The organism is Pseudomonas bharatica, from assembly GCF_048586865.1.
GTDB lineage: Bacteria > Pseudomonadota > Gammaproteobacteria > Pseudomonadales > Pseudomonadaceae > Aquipseudomonas > Aquipseudomonas bharatica.
In genome coordinates this window covers 114,131-135,089 of sequence record NZ_JBMAWR010000010.1, presented here as the reverse complement: position 1 = coordinate 135,089, position 20,959 = coordinate 114,131, and the positions used below count along the sequence as shown (strand labels likewise).

The following is a 20,959-nucleotide window of genomic DNA, read 5'->3' as shown; positions in this document are numbered from 1 at the left end:
GGCAACGCCGGCTCCCACAGGGTTTCTGATCGATCACAAAACCCAGGTCAGACACTAAACCTGTGGGAGCTGGCGTTGCCAGCGATGAGGCCCTGAAGAGCACAGCAAGTCTTCAGTTGACGCTGTACCCGCGCCCCGCCATGCACGCCCCCATGGCCCGGCGATAGGTGTCGGCCACCTGCGCCGGCGGCGCCTGGTTGGCGTAGGCCGGGTCGAAGCCGCTTTGCTCGACCGCCCAGCGATGGCATTGGTAGCGGTCCTGCTCCACCTGCTGCGGCGGCTGTCCCTGCATCGGATAGGCGATCACGTCATACCCCGCGCCTTGCTGCACCGGTACCGGCTGCTGCACCTGCGGCGGATTGACCACCACGTATTCACGACTGTCCTGCAGATACTGGTACCAGGTGTCCGCTACCAGGAAGAACAGTGCCCCGCCAACCCACATCTCCCGCGCATAGTCCGGCAGGTAGGTCACCCGCACGCCATAAGGCGGCGTCACCACCACATAACCCGCGCCATGCGGCCGGTACCAATAACCACCCGAGTAGAAATAATCCTGCCCGCGATAAGGCACCTTCCAGTAGCGGTCCGGGAAACGGTCGATGCTGTGCCCCGGCCGATACTGCGGCCCTGGCCCCCAGCCGTTGCCATGCCCGCTCGGGCGCCCGGCCCAGTTCGGCTGTTCGCCGCGCGGGCCGTTTTGCCAGTGCGGGTTGCCGTCGTTGCGCCGGGGAATGTCCTCGTAGTAGCCCTGGCGCGGTGGTTGGGTCTGCCAGGCTTCGCCCGGCTTGGATTGCAAGGGCGACTCGCCACGCCGGTCATGCTCGCCCTCGGCCATTACGTTCAGGCTCAGGCACAGCAGGCCGACGGCAGCCAGCGGCCAGATACGCGATGTCATGCTTTGTTCTCTACCGGTGGTAATGATCGTGCGGCCACTCTAGCAGGGGCGATCCGGCTCGGCAGGTGAAATCTTGCCCATAAAAAAGGGCGACCCATGGGTCGCCCTTCGAGAAACTTGTCCTGGCTCGACGCTCGTGACGCCGGCTCACCTCACACCTGTCTTGTGGACCGTGTGTAGCCCGGGGGCCAAGCACAACCCTGTGGGATTGCTGGCCGCGACCCTCCTGATTGGGGAGGTCGCCGTGGACATGTGTCCGGGCAGTGATTCTGGAAACAATATTAGGAAAACCGGGCCGGCAGAGGATTGCGAAGATTGCGGATATAAACACCACTTGCGCAATTTTTTGCCAAATATTAATAATTGTCAGCAATCCGTACAGAAAAGGCCCTTCCCATGAGCAAGCTGGACCGCTACGACCTGAGCATCCTTGCCGAATTGCAGCGTGATGCGCGCATCTCCAACCAGGAACTCGCCGAGCGCATCGGGCTATCGCCGTCGCCTTGCTCGCGGCGGGTCAAGCAGCTGGAGGACGACGGCTTCATTTCCCGCCAGGTCGCCCTGCTCGATCGCAAGAAACTCGGCCTGAGCCTGACCGCCTACGTGCTGATCGGCATGGACCGGCACACCCCCGAGCGCTTCGAGACCTTCGAGGCGGCGATCCGCAACCTGCCCCAGGTGCTGGAGTGCAGCCTGGTCACCGGAATGGACGCCGACTACCAGCTCAAGGTGGTGGTGCCGGACATGGATCATTACCAGAAACTGCTGCTCGGCCACCTGACCCGGATCGAGGGTGTCACAAGCGTGCGCTCGAGTTTTGTCCTGAATCAGGTTTTGGCCTCGACCGAGCTGCCACTGACCCACCTGCGATAGGCGTATAATCCGGCGCCTCACGCTGCCGGAGAGAATCGATGGATCCTGTGTTGTTCGAAGAGTGGATGATGACCATCCTCGTCACCGTCCTGATTGGTTTCATGGGCTTCATCGTCTATGACCTGGCGAAGAAGTCCAAGGCCGGCAAGTTCGGCACCTTCATCCTGTTTTTCGTGCTCGGCCTGGGCATCCTCGCCTTCATCATCAAAAGCGTGGTGATCACCTGGATCGAGTTGCACCAGTAACCGGCATGTCCTTCCACTGGCCCGGCTCCAGGCCTTCCAGTGTCCAGTCGCCGATCCTCACCCGCACCAGGCGCAGGGTCGGCAAGCCAACCGCCGCGGTCATGCGCCGCACCTGACGGTTGCGGCCTTCCTTGATGACCAGTTCCAGCCAGCTGGTCGGCACGCTCTTGCGAAAACGCACCGGCGGATTGCGCGGCCACAGCTGCGGCTCGTCCAGTGGGCGGGCCTGGGCCGGGAGGGTCGGGCCATCGTTCAGCTCGACGCCGTCGCGCAGGCGCTGGATCTGCTCTTCGCTCGGCTCGCCTTCCACCTGTACCCAATAGGTCTTGGGCAGCTTGTGCTTCGGATCGGCGATACGCGCCTGCAACTGGCCGTCGTTGGTCAGCAGCAACAAGCCTTCGCTGTCACGATCAAGGCGTCCGGCGGGATAGACGCCGGGCACCGCGATGAAATCCTTGAGGGTCGCCCGCCCCTCGCCGTCGCTGAACTGGGTCAGCACGTCGAAGGGCTTGTTGAACAGGATCAAGCGCGGCTCGGCCGGCGGCGCCTTGGGCGGGCGTCGCGGACCGGCGGGCTTGGCCGCAGGGCGGCGCGGCGGGTTGCGGGGGGGTAGCGGCATGAAACCTCAGCGGAACGGCGGCTCGTCGAAACTGCGCAGTTTACGCGAGTGCAACGAGTTGAGTTCGGTGCGCAGCAGGTCGAGGGCGGCGATGCCGATCTTCAGGTGCTGGCTGACCGCACGGTTGTAGAAGGCATTGGCCGCCCCCGGCAACTTGATCTCGCTGTGCAGCGGCTTGTCCGAAACGCATAGCAGCGTGCCGTACGGCACCCGCAGGCGATAGCCCTGGGCAGCGATGGTGCCGCTTTCCATGTCCACCGCCACGGCGCGGGACAGGTTGATCAGCGGTCGTTCCTCGGCCCAGCGCAGTTCCCAGTTGCGGTCGTCGTAGGTCAGCACGGTGCCGGTACGCAGGCGTTTCTTCAATTCGTCGCCACGCTCGCCGGTGACCTGTGCCGCCGCTTCCTGCAATGCCAGTTGCACTTCGGCCAGGGCCGGGATCGGGATATTCGGCGGTACCACGCGGTCGAGGATGCCGTCGCGGCGCATGTAGGCGTGGGCCAGCACGTAGTCACCGATGGTCTGCGACTGCCGCAGGCCGCCGCAGTGGCCGATCATCAGCCAGCAATGCGGACGCAGTACCGCCAGATGATCGGTGATGTTCTTGGCGTTGGACGGGCCGACACCGATATTGACCAGGGTGATGCCGTCGCCGTCGGCGGCGATCAGGTGATAGGCCGGCATCTGGTAGCGGTGCCAGACCACCCCGGCCACCAGCGCCTGGGCCTCGCCGTTGTCCATGGACTTTTCGATGATCACGTTGCCCGGCAGGACCATGCGCACGAAGCGCGGATCATCACGCAGTTGCTCGAGGCCATGGCTGATGAACTGGTCGACATAGCGGTGATAGTTGGTCAGCAGGATCCACGGCTGCACATGGCGCCAGTCGCTGCCGGTGTAATGCACGATGCGGCGCAGGGAGAAGTCCACCCGCGCGGCGTCGAACAGCGCCAGCGGCAGGGTTTCGGCGCTGCCCCAGTCGTACAGACCATCGGCGATACCGTCGGTGGCAGCGGATAGGTCGGTGCTAGGGAAAACCCGCGCCAGCGCGGCTGCGGTGATACCGGAGCCGGCCAGTTCGTCGCCCTGCTCGACCACATACGGATAAGGAATGTTCTGCTCGCTGACGCCCACTTCGACCTTGACGGTGAAGTCCTTCATCAACGGGCGCAACTGCTCCAGCAGATAACTGCGGAAAGCCGCCGGGTGGGTCACGGTGACGCTGTAGGTGCCCGGCAGCTGGACCTTGGCGTAGGCCCGCGTGGTCGCGGGTACCTCGCCATGGTAGTGATAGGTCAGGCGCAGTTCGGGATAGCGAAACAGCGAACGCTCCTCGGCGTTCGGCTCGGTGCGGTCCTTCAGGTAGCGCTTGAGCGCCTGGCTCAAGGCGTCGGTGGCGGTCTGGTGCAGGGTCGCCAGACGATCGACGGCTTGCTCGGCGGTTTCTACGACAACGAAGGCTTCATCAAAACGGCTCACGGGTTACTTCCTGTCTGACATGCAGGCTTCCATCTTGCCTACATCCTGTTGCAAAGGCACGCACGTTCACAGCGGCCAGTTCGGCGTCGAGCGCTGCACCAGCGCAGCAACGTCGATCCCCCGTGGCAAGGTGCCGTAGACCCGCCCGCCCTCGCCCAGGCGGCTGGCGATAAAGGCGTCGCTGACCGTGGCGTTGCCGGCTTCCAGCAACAACTTCGCCTGCAGGCCGACGGCGATGTCCTCGGTCAGTTGACGGGCGCGGTACTGGATATCGCTGGTGTCGCCGAAAGCGGCCTTGAGGTTGGCGATGTGCGTGGCCAGGCGGCGGTCACCGTGGCCGTCGCCCAGCTCGATGAACATACTGTCGAGCACGCCCGGCTCCTTGGACAGGGCACGCAGCACATCGAGGCATTGCACGTTGCCCGAGCCCTCCCAGGTGGAGTTGACCGGCGCTTCGCGGTAGAGCCGCGGCAGGATGCTGTCTTCGACATAACCCGCGCCGCCCATGCATTCGGCGGCTTCGTTGATCATCGCCGGGGCGCGCTTGCAGATCCAGTATTTGCCCACCGCCGTCACCAGGCGCGAGAAATGCGCCTGCTGCGGGTCGTCGAGATGATCCAGCGCTTGGCCCATGCGCAGGCTCAGGGCCAGCGCGGCCTCGCTTTCCAGGGCCAGGTCGGCGATGACGTTCTGCATCAGCGGCTGCTCCACCAGCAGCCGGCCACCAACCTGGCGATGGGCACAGTGGTGCGCCGCCTGGGTCAGGGCCTGGCGCATCAACGCACTGGAGCCGACCATGCAGTCGAAGCGGGTCATGGCGACCATCTCGATGATGGTCGGCACGCCGCGTCCTTCTTCGCCGATCATCCAGGCCAGGGCACCGCGGAATTCCACTTCGCTGGAGGCATTGGACCAGTTGCCGAGCTTGTTCTTCAGGCGCTGGATATAGAACTGGTTGCGCTCGTCGTCCGGGCGATGGCGCGGCAGGAGGAAGCAGCTCAGGCCCTTGTCGGTCTGGGCCAGGGTGAGGAAGGCATCGCACATCGGCGCCGAACAGAACCATTTGTGGCCGACCAGTTCATAGGCCTGGCCCGGACCGGGAGCACCCACCGCATACGCCCTGGTGGTGTTGGCGCGCACATCCGTGCCGCCCTGCTTCTCGGTCATGGCCATGCCGATGGTCACCCCGGCCTTGTGCCGGTCGCCGAGATTGCGCGGGTCGTATTCGCGGGAGAGGACCTTGGGCAGCCAGTATTCGGCCAGTTCCGGCTGCAGCTTCAAGGCGGGCACGGCGGCGAAGGTCATGGTCAGCGGGCAACCGCTGCCGGCTTCGGCCTGGCTGTGCAGGTAGGTCATGCAGGCCCGCGCGACATGGGCACCGTCCCGAGGCTCGGCCCAGGGCAGCGACGGCAGCCCATGCTCGATGGCCGTGCGCATCAGTTGGTGATAGGCGGGATGGAATTCCACCAGGTCGATGCGATGGCCGAAACGGTCGTGGCTGGCGAACTGCGGCTTGTTCTGGTTGGCAAGAAAGCCGGCCTCCATCAGCGGCCCACCGGCCAACGCCCCGTAGGCATCGATCCGCGATTCGGCCCAACCGGCTCCGTACCTGCGCCCCCACTCCTGCAACGGCAGGTCCAGGCGGTAAAGATTGGCGCCATCGAGGGATGGCGGCTGGTTGGTGACTTCGTGGGTTTCAGCGTACTGATGCAGGTTCATCGTGGGCTCCTGATAGGACGTGTCCGAAAAACCAGTGAATCACGCCCTGCCCCCGGTACAAAGTGACAAAAACGCCTAACGCGGTGCGATATATCCCCTATCCGGCGGCATTTGCCAACGCCAGCACGATGCTCAGGTCGAAGCTGCTGCCCTGCCCCGGCACCGAGTTGTGGCCCAGGCGCGCGTCCATCAGTTCGGCAAGCTGACGGCAGATCGCCAGGCCGATACCGAGGCCGCCGTATTCGCGGCTCATCGAGCCATCGACCTGGAAAAAGCGCTGGTACAGCAGCGAGTCGTCGAGGGTGATGAAGCCGATGCCACTGTCGCGCACGCTGAAGGTCAAGGCCAGCAGATGCTGGCTGGCCTGGCCGCGCACGTGCAGGCTCACCCCTCCGCGATGGGTGAACTTGATCGCGTTGTCGAGCAGGTAACCCAGGCACAGGGCCAGCTTGTGACGATCGCCCAGCAGGCGGTCGGCAAGGTTGTCGGCTACGTCCAGGTGCAGCAACAGGTCCTTGTCCATAGCCGGTGAGATAAAACGCGTGCGCAGCTCCTGGACCAGCCCGCGCAAGCTGAAGGGCTCGGCCCGGGCCACCAGGCGCCCGGCCTGGAGTTCGCTGAGGATGAGAATGTCGTCGATCATGCGCAGCATGTCATGCGCCGCGATACTGGCGGTGTGCTGGTACTGTCCCAGTTCCGCGCTCATCGGCTGGGTCTGCATCAGTTCCAGCGAGCCGATCACGCCATTCATCGGGGTGCGCAGCTCATGGGTAACGGTGGCGAGGAACTGGTCCTTGAGTTCGTTGCTGTGGGCCAATTGCCGATTGAGCAGTTCCAGTTTCTGTCCGGCTTCGCGCAGGACGGCGGCCCTTTCCTCGCGCATGGCGTTGATCCGGTCGGCCAGCGCCAGCGAGAGCAGGCAGACCTCCAGCGCGGCGCCGATCTGGCTGGCGTACATGGTCAGGAACATATTGGGCAAATGACCAAGCACCATCAGCGTGTTGACCATCCCGCCGACCAGGAAGGCCGACCAGGCGACGATGAAATAGCGCGCCACCCGCAAGCCACGCCACCAGGCGAACCATCCGGCGGCGAAGATGCTCAGGGTGAAGGCCAGGGCCAGCAGCGTAGCAAGGCGCAGGGCCAGGCCGTAGCCACAAGCCAGCGAGATCACCATGACCAGTACCGAACAGGCCGCCAGCCCCTGCAAAAGCACATCGAATGCCCGGCCAATACTGGCCATGCGCAGGAAGCTGCGGGCGAACAGGCACCCGAACAGCCCCGACGCACCGATGAACAGCGGCGTGGACGCGTTCGCCCACCAAGGGCTGTCCGGCCAGAAATAGGCGACGGCGGCGCCATTGACCGAGAGCTGGTACAGGCCGAAGGAGGCGATGTAGAGGATGTACCACAGGTAACTGACGTCGCGGACGCTGATGTAGATGAACAGGTTGTAGACCAGCATGCCCAGCAGCACGCCATAGATCAGCCCGAGCACGTAGATCTTGCCCGGCAGCGCCTCCAGGTAGGCGCGGGGCGCCCACAGGCTCAGCGGTGCCTGCACCGAGCCTTCGCTCTGCAGGCGCAGGTAGGCGGTCAGTTGCTGGTCCGGCTGCATCGGCAATTCGAAAACGTAGTTGGCCTGCTCGATCTGCCGGCTGGCGTAGGGCAAGGCATCCCCCGTGCGCTGGACCAGGCGGTAGCGGCCGTTGGCGTCCGGCAGGTAGAGTTCCAGGTGGTCGAGCGGCGGATAGGCCAGCTCCAGCAGCCAGGTACGCGGAGCGGCCTGGGGCATGGCGAGATAGTGCAGATCGACCTTGAGCCAGAATGCCGAAGTCGAGTACCCGGCATTGAGCACGTTGGCCTGGTGCGGTTTGAAGGAGGCGGCGAAGGCAGGCGAACTGACCTGTTCGATGGAGGCGCTACCGTCAGCGTCCTCGAACACCTGCATGACGCGGCCCAGGGGCAGGGTTCGGGTCGAGTCGTCGAAGTCGACGGCTCCGGCCAGCAAAGGCAGCCAGCCCAGTACAACGATCAGCAGATAGCGCATACAGCCCCAGCGTGGCCTGTACGGTCGCGTCGTAAGCCCCAGTCCTTGTGAGACGACGAGATCCGGCAGAGCCTGATGTCATTTTCGAAGCACTCTAGCACAGCGGTATTTAATCGCTAGCAGGCGGGACAAGGTCGTCCACGGGGGCTCTGGCTCGGTACTTACGGCCGTGCGCAGGGAAATTCCTGTCCGATCGATCAGAAAAGCCCCGTATGACGGACATCCCGGCAAAAGCGTTTGGTGGTAAGCTCGCGCACCTATGAATACCTACAGCTCCCGCCCCGTTGTCCTCTGTCTCTCCGGCCACGACCCCAGTGGCGGCGCCGGCCTGCAGGCAGATATCGAAGCCCTGATCGCCCAGGGCTGTCACGCCGCTCCCGCCGTGACCGCCCTGACCGTGCAGGATACCGTCAACGTCCAGGACTTCCGCGTGCTCGACCGCGAATGGGTACTGGCCCAGGCCAACATCGTCCTGGCCGACTCGCAGGTCGCCGCGGTGAAGCTGGGCATGCTCGGCTCGCTGGAAATGGTCGATACCGTGGTCGAACTGCTCGGTGCCCACCCGCACCTGCCGATGGTCTGCGACCCGGTGCTGCGCGCCGGCGGCGGCGGGCGGCTGGGCAAGGACGAAGTCGGCTACGCCATGCGCGAGCGGCTCCTGCCGCTGGCCACCATCGCCACGCCCAACCTGCCGGAAGCGCGCATTCTCGCCGAACTGCCGGAGGGCACGGCCGACGAGTGCGCGGAAAAGCTGCTGCCGTATGTCGAGCACCTGTTGATCACCGGCGGTCACGGCGACGAGACCGAGATCCACAACCGCCTGTACAGCCGCGATGGCCAGCGCCACACCTGGACCTGCCAGCGCCTGCCGGGCAGCTACCATGGCTCGGGCTGCACCCTGGCCAGCGCCCTGGCCGGTCGCCTGGCGCTTGGCGAGCAACTGCACAGCGCGGGGCGCCCCCCGCTGGACTACACCTGGCGGACCCTGCGCGACGCCGAACAACTGGGCAAGGGCCAATACGTGCCCCGTCGCCTGCCCCTGGATTTCTGCTCCTGAAGCAAGACTCGCTGTGAGGCACCTGTAATGAAGCTCCGCGGTTTGTATGCCATCACCGACAGCCAACTGCTGGCGGGACGCTTTCTTCCCTATGTCGAAGCCGCGCTGGAAGGCGGGGTGACCCTGCTGCAATACCGCGACAAGAGCAACGACCAGGCCCGCCGCCTGCGCGAGGCCGAGACCCTGCGCGACCTGTGCGCACGCTACAGGACGCGCCTGATCATCAACGACGACGCCGAACTGGCCGCGCGCCTGGGCGTCGGCGTACACCTGGGGCAGACCGACGGTCCGCTGACGCCGGCGCGTACCTTGCTCGGCAAGGATGCGATCATCGGCTCCACCTGCCATGCACAACTAGAGCTGGCCGAACAGGCCAGCCGGGAAGGCGCCAGCTATGTCGCCTTCGGACGCTTCTTCAATTCGCTGACCAAACCCGGCGCTCCCGCTGCCGACCTCGCCCTGATCGGCCAGGCCAAGGCGCGGGTCAAGCTGCCGGTGGCGGTGATCGGCGGCATCACCCTGGACAACGCCGCGCCACTGGTCGAGCACGGTGCCGACCTGCTGGCGGTGATCCATGGCCTGTTCGGTGCCGACAGCACGCAGGAAGTGACCCGCCGCGCCCGTGCCTTCAACGCCCTTTTTTCCAGTCTCTGATTTGCGAGGAACTTCCATGTCCCGTTCCGAAAGCCTGTTCGCCAGCGCCCAGAAACACATCCCCGGCGGCGTCAACTCGCCCGTGCGCGCCTTCCGCAGCGTCGGCGGCACGCCGCTGTTCTTCAAGCATGCCGAGGGTGCCTACGTCACCGACGAAGACGACAAGCGCTATGTCGACTATGTCGGCTCCTGGGGCCCGATGATCCTCGGCCACAGCCATCCGGACGTGCTGGAATCGGTGCGCAGGCAACTGGCCCACGGCCTGTCCTATGGCGCTCCGACCGCCATGGAAACCGAGATGGCCGACCTGGTCTGCTCGCTGGTGCCCTCGATGGAAATGGTGCGCATGGTCAGCTCCGGCACCGAGGCCACCATGAGCGCCATCCGCCTGGCGCGCGGCTTCACTGGCCGCGACAGCATCATCAAGTTCGAAGGCTGCTACCACGGCCACTCCGACAGCCTGCTGGTGAAAGCCGGCTCCGGCCTGCTGACCCAGGGCGTGCCCAGCTCGGCCGGCGTGCCGGCGGCCTTTGCCAAGCACACCCTGACCCTGCCGTTCAACGATATCGACGCGGTCGCCGAGATGCTCGGCAAGGTCGGCCAGGACGTGGCGTGCATCATCGTCGAACCGGTGGCGGGCAACATGAACTGCGTACCGCCGGCGCCCGGCTTCCTCGAAGGGCTGCGCAGCCTGTGCGACCAGCACGGCGTGGTGCTGATCTTCGACGAAGTGATGACCGGTTTCCGCGTTGCACTGGGCGGTGCCCAGGCGCATTACGGCGTCACCCCCGACCTGTCGACCTTCGGCAAGATCGTCGGCGGTGGCATGCCGGTGGGCTGCTTCGGCGGCAAGCGCCATATCATGGAACAGATCGCCCCGTTGGGTCCGGTCTACCAGGCTGGCACCCTGTCCGGCAACCCGCTGGCCATGGCCGCCGGCCTGACCACCCTGAAGCTGATCAGCCGTCCGGGCTTCCATGACGAGCTGAGCGCATTCACCAGCAGCCTGCTCGACGGCCTGCAGCAGCGCGCCGATGCGGCGGGCGTGCCGTTCGTCACCACCCAGGCCGGTGGCATGTTCGGCCTGTACTTCACCGGCGCCGACGATATCGTCACCTTCGACGACGTGATGGGCAGCGATGTCGACCGCTTCAAGCGCTTCTTCCATCTGATGCTGGAAGGCGGCGTGTACCTGGCGCCAAGTGCCTTCGAAGCCGGCTTCACCTCGATCGCCCACGGCGAGACCGAGCTGAAGATCACCCTGGATGCCGCCGAACGGGCGTTTGCCGTCCTGAAATAAGGCATCTGCGGTAAAAGACAGGGGCGCCAGGCTTGTAAGCCTTTCGCCCCTGCCTTGTAAGAAAGCCCCACAGCCTTATGACCGAATTGCGCCTTGATGGCAGAAAATCTGGTAAAGACTTTGTAAGGTGGGCGCTGCTTAACCCATAATGTGCCACCAGACACACTTTGGCCGCAGCTTTGCAGAGGTAAGTCGATCACCATGAACCGCGCCGGCCGCGCCCTTGCCCTGGGCTGCCTGTTGCTACTTCAGCCCCTGCTGGCCATCGCGGCAGGCGGTAACTCGTTGCTGATCCCCACCACGGGCCGCTGCACCCTGAATACGTCCCCCGAAGAACTCGCCGACGCCGTGACCCGCTGCAAGCAGGTCGCCCAGTCCGGTGACGCCCAGGCCCAATACGAGCTGGGCGAATTCTATTTCGACGGCAAGAACACCACCCGCGACCTGAACCAGGCGCTGAGCTACTTCGAGCAGGCCTCGCTACAGGGGCACGCCGATGCACAATACAAGCTGGGAATGATGTTCGCCCGCGGCGAAGGCGTTTCGGCCAACAACGTGCAGGCCTACATCCTGCTGAAGATGGCCGCGGTCAACGGTGCCGAGGATGCACTGGACGAGGCCGACGAAGTCTCGGCGCGGATGCCGCGCGACGAACTGGAAAACGCCACCCAGGTGCTGGGCCAGATCTTCCGCAAATACCTGCTGGAGCTGCAGTCCGCCGACGGCCGCACGCCCTTCTCGCCGCTTCCCTGACGCGTCCTATCTTTCCGGCATCGGCATCGGGAACGGCATGACATTGCCGCCGCCCCTGGCCTCGCTGATCTTCGGCGTCCCCAGGCGCTCCACTTCATCGATACGCACGATCGAATGCATTGGCACGAAGCTGCGGGTCACGCCTTCGAACTGCGCCTTGAGCTTCTCTTCGCTCGGATCGACCACTACCTGGGTACGCTCACCGAAGACGAACTCCTCGATCTCCAGGAAACCCCACAGGTCACTCTGGTAGATCTGCTTGGCGTACATCTCGAACACCTGGCCCTGGTTGAGGAAGATCACTTTGTAGATGGGGGCTTCGCGCTTGGTCATGTTCGGCAGGGGAAAAATGGCTGTAAAAAAGGTGGCGAATAATAGCACAGGGGCCTTGTCCGGCAGGTAGGAGCTGGCTTGCCTGCTCCTATACGAACCGCGCCGATCGGCATAACCGAATCGTCAACTTCCGCTGCGACAATGTCCGCGCGGATCGACAGCCCGGACGGCCACGCCCCCATTGATCGTTTCAGCGCTTTCGCCGCCAGGCAGTCGAGGTTATTCTTGAAATCATATTTCTTGCCCAAGGGCGGCTTAAAACAACCTTGAACGCACCCATCGAACCCCATCGTTTCATTCTCGAGCCCTTCGAAGCTCACCGTTTCGCCAACCTGTGCGGCCAGTTCGACGAGCACCTGCGCCTGATCGAACAGCGCCTGGCCATCGAGATCCGCAACCGCGGCAACCAGTTCGAACTGATCGGCGAACCCCGGGTCACCTCCACCGCCGAGCAACTGCTGCGCCGCCTCTATCGCGAGACGAAGGCCACCGAGCTGTCGCCGGAAATGGTCCACCTGTTCCTTCAGGAATCTTCCGTCGAAGCGCTGGAAAACCAAGCGGTCAACGAAGTCAGCGTGTCGCTGCGCACGCGCAAGGGCGCCATTCGCCCGCGCGGCCTCAACCAGCAGCGCTACGTCAAGGAAATCCTCGGCAACGACATCAACTTCGGCATCGGCCCCGCCGGTACCGGCAAGACCTACCTGGCCGTGGCCTGCGCGGTGGATGCGCTGGAACGCGAGCAGGTGCGGCGCATCCTGCTGGTGCGCCCGGCAGTCGAGGCGGGCGAGAAGCTCGGCTTCCTGCCCGGCGACCTGGCGCAGAAGATCGACCCTTACCTGCGCCCGCTGTACGACGCCCTCTATGAAATGCTCGGCTTCGAACACGTGGCCAAGCTGATCGAGCGCCAGGTGATCGAGATCGCTCCGCTGGCCTACATGCGCGGCCGTACCCTGAACAACAGCTTCATCATCCTCGACGAAAGCCAGAACACCACGGTCGAGCAGATGAAGATGTTCCTCACCCGGATCGGTTTCGGCTCCACCGCCGTGATCACCGGCGACATCACCCAGGTCGACCTGCCACGCGGCACCAAATCCGGCCTGGGCCATGTCATCCAGGTGCTCAAGGATGTGCCGGGCATCAGCTTCACCCACTTCCAGCCCAAGGACGTGGTGCGTCATCCATTGGTACAGCGCATCGTCGAAGCCTACGAGCGTTTCGACGACCAGCAGGCCAAGGCCGAAGGCACCCCGCGCAATGCTTGAACTTGACCTGCAGATCGCGACTGAAAAAGCCGCGCCCGCCGAAGCCCTGTTCCGCCGTTGGTGCGAACTGGCCCTGCGCCAGCGCACGGCGGACTCGGAAATGACCATCCGTCTGGTGGATGAAGCCGAGGGCCGCGAGCTGAATCACACCTACCGGCACAAGGACTACGCCACCAACGTCCTGTCCTTCCCGGCCGATGTCCCCGACGACATGCTCGATATCCCGCTGCTGGGCGATCTGGTGATCTGCGTCGAGGTGGTCGAGCGCGAGGCCGCCGAGCAAGGCAAGGCCCTCGAGGCCCACTGGGCGCACCTGGTGATCCATGGCTGCCTGCACCTGCTGGGCTACGACCACATCGAGGACGATGAGGCCGAGGAAATGGAAGCACTGGAACGAACGTTGCTTGCCGAACTGGGTCATCCGGACCCGTACGCCGACGACGAAGACGACACCCCACACACTGAAAACAGCAAGGATCACGAGTAACCGCCATGAGCGAAGATCGATCGAGCAACGGGCAAAAGTCATGGCTTGGCAAGCTGACCCAGGCTTTTGCCCATGAGCCGAAAAACCGCCAGGAGCTCCTCGAGCTGCTGCGCGAAGCCCACCAGAACAAGCTGCTCGACAGCGAGGCCCTGACCATCGTCGAAGGCGCCATCCAGGTCGCCGACCTGCAGGTCCGCGACATCATGGTGCCGCGCTCGCAGATGATCAGCATCAAGGCCTCGCAATCGCCGCGGGAGTTCCTCCCGGCGATCATCGACGCCGCGCACTCGCGCTATCCGGTGGTCGGCGAAAGCCATGACGATGTCCTCGGGGTACTGCTGGCCAAGGACCTGCTGCCGCTGATCCTCAAGGAGAATGGCGACAGCTTCAACATCAAGGACCTGCTGCGCCCGGCCACCTTCGTGCCGGAGTCCAAGCGCCTCAACGTGCTGCTGCGCGAGTTCCGCGCCAACCACAACCACATGGCCATCGTCATCGACGAATACGGCGGCGTGGCTGGCCTGGTGACCATCGAGGACGTGCTGGAGCAGATCGTCGGCGATATCGAGGACGAACACGATGTCGAGGAAGACAGCTACATCAAGCCCCTGCCCAGCGGCGACTTCCTGATCAAGGCGCTGACGCCTATCGAGAACTTCAACGAGTTCTTCGACAGCGAGTTCTCCGACGATGAGTTCGACACCGTTGGCGGCCTGGTCATGAGCGCCTTCGGACACCTGCCCAAGCGCAATGAAACCACTGAAATCGGGCCTTACCGCTTCCGTATCCTCAACGCCGACAGCCGCCGGATACATTTGCTGCGCCTGACCCCTGTAACCCGTTAAGGATAACCATGCGCTGGATCACCCGCCCCGGCTGGCCCGGTAACCTGCTGGCCATGGCGGCCGGCGCCCTGACCACCCCGTCGCTGGCCCCCTTCGATATCTGGCCCCTGGCCCTGGTCGCCCTGGGCCTGTTCTACCTCGGCCTGCGCGAGCTGAGCCCGCGCCAGGCGCTATGGCGCGGCTGGCACTACGGCTTCGGCCTGTTCGCCGCCGGCACCTGGTGGATCTACGTCAGCATCCATGACTACGGCGGCGCCTCGGCGCTGCTGGCCGGCGGGCTGATGCTGGCCTTCTTCGCCGCCATCGCCTGGTTCTTCGCACTGCCCGCGTGGGTCTGGGCACGCTGGTTGCGCCGCAACGAGGCGCCGCTGGCCGATGCCCTTGGCTTCGCGGCGCTGTGGCTGGCCCAGGAAGCGTTCCGCGGCTGGTTCCTCACCGGTTTCCCATGGCTCTATGCCGGCTACAGCCAGCTCGACGGACCGCTGGCCGGCCTCGCGCCGCTGGGCGGCATGTGGCTGATCTCGTTCACCCTGGCCCTGACCGCCGCGCTGCTGTGCAACCTGCACCGCCTGCGCCAGCGCAAGGCGTTCCTGGCGGCAGGCATCGCCTTGCTGATCGGCCCCTGGGCAGTCGGCATCGCCCTCAAGGGCCATGCCTGGACCGTACCCTCCGGCGAGCCGCTGCGGGTAGCGGCGATCCAGGGCAATATCGAGCAAAGCCTCAAGTGGGAACCCAGCGAGCTGCGCCGGCAACTTGAGCTGTACCGCGACATGAGTTTCACCAGCAAGCCGGTGGACCTGATCGTCTGGCCGGAAACCGCAGTGCCGGTGTTCAAGGACAGCGTCCAGGGCTACCTGGACATGATGGCCGGCTTCGCCGGCGACCGTCATTCGGCGCTGATCACCGGGGTTCCGGTGCGCCTGTTCGAACATGGTCAGCGTCGCTATTTCAACGGTATCACCGCCATCGGCGAAGGCGACGGGACCTACCTCAAGCAGAAACTGGTGCCCTTCGGCGAATACGTACCGCTGCAGGACCTGCTGCGTGGCCTGATCGAATTCTTCGACCTGCCGATGTCCGACTTCGCCCGCGGCCCGGCCGACCAGGCATTGCTCCAGGCCAAGGGTTACCAGTTGGCGCCGTTCATCTGCTACGAAGTGGTCTACCCGGAGCTGGCCGCCAGCCTTGCGGCGCGCAGCGACATGCTCCTGACCATCAGCAACGACACCTGGTTCGGCAAGTCCATCGGCCCGCTGCAACACTTGCAGATGGCGCAGATGCGCGCACTGGAAGCCGGGCGCTGGATGATTCGGGCCACCAACAACGGGGTGACCGGGCTGATCGACCCGTTCGGCCGCGTTACGGCGCAGATTCCGCAATTCGAGCGCGGGATTCTCTACGGGGAGGTGGTGCCGATGCGGCAACTGACGCCGTATCTGCAATGGCGCTCGTGGCCGCTGGTCATTCTCTGCACCTTGCTGCTGGGCTGGGCGCTGGTTACCAGCCGGATCGCCAGGACCGTCTGAAGAACGATGCGTACCTTGTGGGAGCGGGTTTACCCGCGATTGCGATGGTGAATTCACTACCGTAATCGCGGGTAAACCCGCTCCCACAGGGTGCGTGTTGCTTTCACGCTTTCCTCAATAAAAAAGCCGATAACCGATCAACCCGGCCACCTCGTTGAACAGCTGCCCGTTCTGCCATACCGCCTTGCTATCCGGCACCCAACCCCCGAACGGCCGCCCACTGTCGATACCCATGAAACCCACCGGGGCCCCCACCACCTCGAAGCCGGCACGCTGGAAACTCCACACCGAACGCTGCATATGCCAGGCCTGGGTTACCACCACCACACGCTTGATGCCCTGCGGCAAGAGGATCGCCGCGCTCAGCTCGGCGTTCTCCCAGGTGGTGCGGCTTTCTTCTTCCAGCCAGCGCACTGGCACACCAAAGTCCCGTTGCAGCGAGTCCGCCATCAGCCGCGCCTCGCTCGGCGGCGCGCCGTAATGCAGGCCACCGGTCGTCAGTAGCGGCAGCCCCGACGCCTTCGCCAGCTGCGCCGCGTAGCGCATGCGTTCGATGGCTACACCAGTCGGCTGGTCCTGTCCGCCCCAGGCCGGATCACCGCGTTCACGCCCGGAGCCCAGGACCACGATGGCCTCAGCCCGGCCAGCCAACCCTGCCCACTCGTTCATCGCCAGCGGCGGAACGGTCTCGATTCGCCCGGCCAGATGCTGCATTACCACCGGCAGGCTCATCAGCCATAAGCCGCCCAGCCCGCCGATAAAGAACAGGCGCGCCGTGCGCGGCCAGGACTTGCGCAGCCACCACGCGGCCAGCAGCAGAAGCAGCAGCACACCAGGCGGCATCAACCATTGTTTGATGAAAAAGCGAAACGGCATCGGGCATCTCCAGGAAAATGCCGCAAGCCTAAAGAAAAACGGCGCCTGCTTGAAGCAGGCGCCGGTCAGAGCAAAGAATTTCGCGTGGCGCACTCCGTCCTGCGCCGTTGATATCCTGAACGGTTATTTGCAGTGCAGCGTTCTGGATTTGAGCGCTGTGGCGGAACGTTTCCGGTCCTTGAGCCAGATGACCCGGCCCGGGGTGGGCGTTTCTACCGGGGGTAATGCCACGGAAATCTTCTGGCCCCGTGCCGGAGCGGCTTCCAGCCAGGCCTTGATGACCTCGAACTCGGCCCGGCTAAGGCCGCGCAACTCCAGTTCGGCGGGCATCTCATCGCGCAATCGCAGCGAGGTGCGGGCCACGTCCAGGGCCAGCCCCAAGCGGTCGATCAGGCGTTCATAGACTTCCGGTTTCGGTGCATGTTGCTGCGACTCTCCCATCCGTTCACCTCATTGAAGATAAAATTCATCTCCCCCACGAATGAGCTTAGCGCCACCCGCGAAACGGGCCGGACGCCGCGACCAACGGCCCTTTGCGCCCTCTTCCGATGCAATCAGGGTTTCCCACGACCGTTGGGGGTCATGTATGCTACGGCGTTCGCTCCAGGGCCTGTCGCCGGGCGAAAAACGGTCAGCGACCAGCCTCGATAAGGTCTCCCATCTCTCAGCGCAAAGTAGCCATGCACGAACACTATCAGCCCCGCGAAATCGAAGCCGCCGCCCAGTCCTACTGGGACGAGCACAAGTCTTTTGAAGTCAGTGAACAGCCAGGCAAGGACACCTACTACTGCCTGTCGATGTTCCCGTACCCGAGCGGCAAGCTACACATGGGCCACGTGCGCAACTACACCATCGGCGACGTGATCGCCCGCTACCAGCGCATGCAGGGCAAGAACGTGCTGCAGCCAATGGGCTGGGACGCCTTCGGCATGCCGGCGGAAAACGCGGCAATGAAGAACAACGTCGCGCCGGCCAAGTGGACCTACGAAAACATCGCCTACATGAAGGCCCAGCTGAAAAGCCTCGGCCTGGCGATCGACTGGTCCCGCGAAGTCACCACCTGCAAACCGGACTACTACCGCTGGGAGCAGTGGCTGTTCACCCGCCTGTTCGAGAAAGGCGTGATCTATCGCAAGAACGGCACCGTCAACTGGGACCCGGCCGACCAGACCGTACTGGCCAACGAGCAGGTCATCGATGGCCGTGGCTGGCGTTCGGGCGCGCTGATCGAGAAGCGCGAGATCCCGATGTACTACTTCAAGATCACCGACTACGCCGACGAGCTGCTGGAAAGCCTCGACGAGCTGCCGGGCTGGCCGGAACAGGTCAAGACCATGCAGCGCAACTGGATCGGCAAGTCCCGCGGCATGGAAGTGCAGTTCCCCTACGACGAGGCCAGCATCGGCCAGTCCGGAACGCTGAAGGTCTTCACCACCCGTCCTGACACCCTGATGGGCGCAACCTACGTTGCCGTTGCCGCCGAGCACCCGCTGGCTACCCTGGCCGCCCAGGGCAATCCGGCGCTGCAGGCCTTCATCGACGAATGCAAGAGCGGCAGCGTCGCCGAAGCCGATATCGCCACCCAGGAGAAGAAAGGCGTCGCCACTTCCCTGCTGGTTCGTCACCCGCTGACCGGCGAGAAGCTGCCGGTATGGGTCGCCAACTACGTGCTGATGCACTACGGCGATGGCGCGGTAATGGCCGTTCCGGCCCACGACGAGCGTGATTTCGAATTCGCCAGCAAGTACCAGCTGCCGATCAAGACCGTGGTCCGCACCAGCGCTGGCGATGAAGTCGGCAGCGAATGGCAGGCCGCCTACGGCGAGCATGGTCAGCTGATCAACTCCGGCGAGTTCGACGGCCTGGACTTCGCCGGCGCCTTCGACGCCATCGAAGCCGCGCTGATCCGCAAGGAACTGGGCAAGTCGCGTACCCAGTTCCGCCTGCGTGACTGGGGCATCAGCCGCCAGCGCTACTGGGGTTGCCCGATCCCGATCATCCACTGCCCGTCCTGCGGCGACGTTCCGGTGCCGGAAGACCAGTTGCCGGTGACCCTGCCGGAGAACGTGGTTCCGGACGGCGCCGGCTCGCCACTGGCGCGCATGCCCGAGTTCTACGAGTGCACCTGCCCGAAATGCGGCACTGCGGCCAAACGCGAAACCGACACCATGGACACCTTCGTCGAGTCCTCCTGGTACTTCGCCCGCTACGCATCGCCGAACTACGAAGGTGGCCTGGTCGACCCGAAAGCGGCCAACCACTGGCTGCCGGTGGACCAGTACATCGGTGGTATCGAACACGCCATCCTGCACCTGCTCTACGCGCGCTTCTTCCACAAGCTGATGCGTGACGAAGGCCTGGTGAGCTCCAACGAACCGTTCAAGAACCTGCTGACCCAGGGCATGGTGGTCGCCGAGACCTACTACCGCGTGGCAGCCAACGGCGGCAAGGACTGGTTCAACCCGGCCGACGTCGAGGTCGAGCGCGACGCCAAGGCCAAGATCATTGGCGCACGCCTGAAGACCGACGGCCTGCCGGTGGAAATCGGCGGCACCGAGAAGATGTCCAAGTCGAAGAACAACGGCGTCGACCCGCAGGCCATGATCGACGCCTACGGCGCCGACACCTGCCGCCTGTTCATGATGTTCGCCTCGCCACCGGACATGAGCCTGGAATGGTCCGACTCCGGTGTCGAAGGGGCAAGCCGCTTCCTGCGTCGCGTCTGGCGCCTGGCCCAGGCCCATGTGGCCCAGGGGCTGCCGGCCAAGGCCGACTTCTCGGCGCTGGACGACGCGCAGAAAGCCGTGCGCCGTGCTACCCACTCGGCGATCCGCCAGGCCAGCATCGATGTCGGCCAGCATCACAAGTTCAACACCGCCATCGCCCAGGTGATGACCCTGATGAACGTGCTGGAAAAGGCTTCGCAAGCCACCGAGCTTGACCGTGCCTTGATCCAGGAAGGTCTGGAAGCGGTCACCCTGATCCTCGCCCCGATCACGCCGCACATCAGTCACGGCCTGTGGCAGAGCCTGGGCCACCAGGGCGCGGCAATCGACGCCGGCTGGCCGAGCGTGGATGAAAGCGCGCTGGTCCAGGACAGCATCCAGCTGGTCATCCAGGTCAACGGCAAGCTGCGTGGCCAGATCGACATGCCGGCCGGTGCCAGCCGCGAAGAGGTCGAGGCCGCCGCGCGCAGCAACGAAAACGTGCTGCGCTTCACCGAAGGCCTGAGCATCCGCAAGGTCATCGTGGTTCCGGGCAAGCTGGTCAACATCGTCGCCAACTGACAGGAACGGGCGCCTCGTCCGCGGGGCGCCCGCATAGAAAAGTCCCCAAGGTTTCCAGGGAGCAACAAGATGATCAAACGCAATCTGCTGGTGATGGGCCTGGCCGCGATGCTGAGCGCCTGCGGCTTCCATCTGCGCGGCACCGGCACTTCCGAACTGGCGATCAAGGAACTCGACCTGAGCGCCCGCAACGCCTACGGCGACACGGTCAACGAACTGCGCGACCTGCTGCGCAGCAGCGGCGTCAATGTCCACAGCGGCGCTCCGTACAAACTGGTGCTGACCAACGAAGCGGAAACCCAGCGCGCCGCCAGCTATGCCGGCTCCGGCCGCTCGGTGGAATACGAGCTGACCACTGCGCTGTCGTATGACATCCAGGGCCGCAACGCAACGCCACTGATCAGCGACAAACTGGAAGTACAGAAGATCTACCTGTACGACGGTAACAACGTGACCGGCTCGGGCCAGGAAGCCGGGCAGATCCGTGGCGAAATGCGCCGCGACCTGGTGCAGAAGATGGTGCTGCGCCTGCAACTGCTGACCCCGGCGCAACTGGACGAACTGCAGGCCAAGGCCGACGAGCGTGCCAAGGCAGAAGCCGCAGCCCTGGAAGCGGCACAACGCGCCCAGGATGCACAACCCCAGCAATCGCCGCTGGAAATCCCGGCGAACTGAGACCGGACGGGGCGCTTC

Annotated in this window: 20 protein-coding genes; 12 read left to right on the top strand and 8 right to left on the bottom strand. The window is 64.4% G+C overall.

The window, feature by feature from the left end; genetic code table 11:
- Window positions 1-112: 112 nt before the first annotated feature.
- On the bottom strand, window positions 113-898 hold the full coding sequence (locus ACKLLE_RS13940) for a DUF6515 family protein (RefSeq protein WP_420058285.1): 786 nt from the start codon (window positions 896-898) through the stop codon (window positions 113-115).
- Window positions 899-1,294: 396 nt separating this feature from the next.
- Here ACKLLE_RS13940 and ACKLLE_RS13935 point away from each other — a divergent pair, with 396 nt between their 5' ends.
- Entirely contained in the window at window positions 1,295-1,771 is a 477-nt protein-coding gene (locus tag ACKLLE_RS13935) for an Lrp/AsnC family transcriptional regulator (RefSeq protein WP_009394930.1), read from the top strand.
- A gap of 38 nt (window positions 1,772-1,809) precedes the next feature.
- Window positions 1,810-2,016, top strand: a complete 207-nt coding sequence (locus ACKLLE_RS13930) for a DUF2788 domain-containing protein (RefSeq protein WP_009394931.1) — start codon at window positions 1,810-1,812, stop codon at window positions 2,014-2,016.
- On the opposite strand, the gene ACKLLE_RS13925 is transcribed toward ACKLLE_RS13930, so the two are convergent.
- From ACKLLE_RS13925 to ACKLLE_RS13910, 4 genes are all read right to left on the bottom strand, one after another.
- Complete coding sequence (locus tag ACKLLE_RS13925; protein WP_420058284.1) at window positions 1,991-2,635, bottom strand: rRNA large subunit pseudouridine synthase E; 645 nt, start codon at window positions 2,633-2,635, stop codon at window positions 1,991-1,993. The two genes, ACKLLE_RS13930 and ACKLLE_RS13925, sit on opposite strands and share 26 nt — an antisense overlap.
- A 6-nt stretch (window positions 2,636-2,641) precedes the next feature.
- Window positions 2,642-4,114: an AMP nucleosidase gene (gene amn / locus ACKLLE_RS13920; protein WP_064302037.1), complete on the bottom strand. Its 1,473-nt coding sequence runs from the start codon at window positions 4,112-4,114 to the stop codon at window positions 2,642-2,644.
- 66 nt (window positions 4,115-4,180) lie between these two features.
- A complete protein-coding gene (locus ACKLLE_RS13915; RefSeq protein ID WP_420058283.1) occupies window positions 4,181-5,833 on the bottom strand; it encodes an acyl-CoA dehydrogenase family protein in 1,653 nt (550 codons plus the stop codon).
- A 97-nt stretch (window positions 5,834-5,930) separates the two neighbouring features.
- Window positions 5,931-7,883 (bottom strand): sensor histidine kinase, encoded by a 1,953-nt coding sequence (locus tag ACKLLE_RS13910; protein ID WP_420058282.1) that lies wholly within the window; start codon window positions 7,881-7,883, stop codon window positions 5,931-5,933.
- A 259-nt stretch (window positions 7,884-8,142) separates the two neighbouring features.
- On the opposite strand from ACKLLE_RS13910, the gene ACKLLE_RS13905 reads away from it, so the two are divergent.
- The 4 genes from ACKLLE_RS13905 to ACKLLE_RS13890 all read left to right on the top strand — a co-directional run bounded on the left by ACKLLE_RS13905 (window position 8,143) and on the right by ACKLLE_RS13890 (window position 11,647).
- Window positions 8,143-8,940, top strand: a complete 798-nt coding sequence (locus ACKLLE_RS13905; protein ID WP_420058281.1) for a hydroxymethylpyrimidine/phosphomethylpyrimidine kinase — start codon at window positions 8,143-8,145, stop codon at window positions 8,938-8,940.
- Window positions 8,941-8,967: 27 nt separating this feature from the next.
- Window positions 8,968-9,594 carry a thiamine phosphate synthase gene (gene thiE / locus ACKLLE_RS13900; protein WP_009394937.1) on the top strand — a complete coding sequence of 209 codons (627 nt, stop codon included), beginning with the start codon at window positions 8,968-8,970 and terminating at the stop codon, window positions 9,592-9,594.
- 16 nt (window positions 9,595-9,610) lie between these two features.
- Window positions 9,611-10,894, top strand: a complete 1,284-nt coding sequence (gene hemL, locus ACKLLE_RS13895) for a glutamate-1-semialdehyde 2,1-aminomutase (protein WP_279899455.1) — start codon at window positions 9,611-9,613, stop codon at window positions 10,892-10,894.
- 201 nt (window positions 10,895-11,095) lie between these two features.
- Window positions 11,096-11,647, top strand: coding sequence for a tetratricopeptide repeat protein (locus ACKLLE_RS13890; protein ID WP_009394939.1), 552 nt, complete (start codon window positions 11,096-11,098; stop codon window positions 11,645-11,647).
- A gap of 6 nt (window positions 11,648-11,653) precedes the next feature.
- On the opposite strand, the gene ACKLLE_RS13885 is transcribed toward ACKLLE_RS13890, so the two are convergent.
- Window positions 11,654-11,980 carry a DUF1820 family protein gene (locus tag ACKLLE_RS13885; RefSeq protein ID WP_420058280.1) on the bottom strand — a complete coding sequence of 109 codons (327 nt, stop codon included), beginning with the start codon at window positions 11,978-11,980 and terminating at the stop codon, window positions 11,654-11,656.
- 266 nt (window positions 11,981-12,246) lie between these two features.
- Between ACKLLE_RS13885 and ACKLLE_RS13880 the strand changes: the two genes are divergently transcribed.
- Genes ACKLLE_RS13880 through lnt form a run of 4 tightly spaced genes read left to right on the top strand, consistent with a single transcriptional unit; the run spans window position 12,247 to window position 16,103 of the window.
- The gene (locus tag ACKLLE_RS13880) at window positions 12,247-13,245 is read left to right on the top strand and encodes a PhoH family protein (protein ID WP_064302044.1); all 999 of its coding nucleotides are present in this window, start codon (window positions 12,247-12,249) and stop codon (window positions 13,243-13,245) included.
- Window positions 13,238-13,732, top strand: a complete 495-nt coding sequence (gene ybeY / locus ACKLLE_RS13875; RefSeq protein WP_009394942.1) for an rRNA maturation RNase YbeY — start codon at window positions 13,238-13,240, stop codon at window positions 13,730-13,732. Before ACKLLE_RS13880 ends, ybeY begins: the two co-directional genes overlap by 8 nt.
- A 5-nt stretch (window positions 13,733-13,737) precedes the next feature.
- On the top strand, window positions 13,738-14,577 hold the full coding sequence (locus ACKLLE_RS13870; protein ID WP_009394945.1) for an HlyC/CorC family transporter: 840 nt from the start codon (window positions 13,738-13,740) through the stop codon (window positions 14,575-14,577).
- Between the two features lie 8 nt (window positions 14,578-14,585).
- Complete coding sequence (gene lnt, locus ACKLLE_RS13865; RefSeq protein WP_420058279.1) at window positions 14,586-16,103, top strand: apolipoprotein N-acyltransferase; 1,518 nt, start codon at window positions 14,586-14,588, stop codon at window positions 16,101-16,103.
- Between the two features lie 114 nt (window positions 16,104-16,217).
- Here lnt and ACKLLE_RS13860 read toward each other — a convergent pair whose 3' ends face one another.
- Both ACKLLE_RS13860 and ACKLLE_RS13855 read right to left on the bottom strand, forming a co-directional pair.
- Window positions 16,218-16,979 carry a YdcF family protein gene (locus tag ACKLLE_RS13860; protein WP_420058278.1) on the bottom strand — a complete coding sequence of 254 codons (762 nt, stop codon included), beginning with the start codon at window positions 16,977-16,979 and terminating at the stop codon, window positions 16,218-16,220.
- Between the two features lie 123 nt (window positions 16,980-17,102).
- Window positions 17,103-17,420, bottom strand: coding sequence for a hypothetical protein (locus ACKLLE_RS13855; RefSeq protein ID WP_064302047.1), 318 nt, complete (start codon window positions 17,418-17,420; stop codon window positions 17,103-17,105).
- A gap of 239 nt (window positions 17,421-17,659) precedes the next feature.
- Between ACKLLE_RS13855 and leuS the strand changes: the two genes are divergently transcribed.
- Both leuS and ACKLLE_RS13845 read left to right on the top strand, forming a co-directional pair.
- A complete protein-coding gene (leuS, locus tag ACKLLE_RS13850; protein ID WP_064302048.1) occupies window positions 17,660-20,266 on the top strand; it encodes a leucine--tRNA ligase in 2,607 nt (868 codons plus the stop codon).
- Window positions 20,267-20,335: 69 nt separating this feature from the next.
- Window positions 20,336-20,941, top strand: a complete 606-nt coding sequence (locus tag ACKLLE_RS13845) for an LPS-assembly lipoprotein LptE (protein ID WP_420058277.1) — start codon at window positions 20,336-20,338, stop codon at window positions 20,939-20,941.
- The last annotated feature ends 18 nt before the right edge of the window (window positions 20,942-20,959 follow it).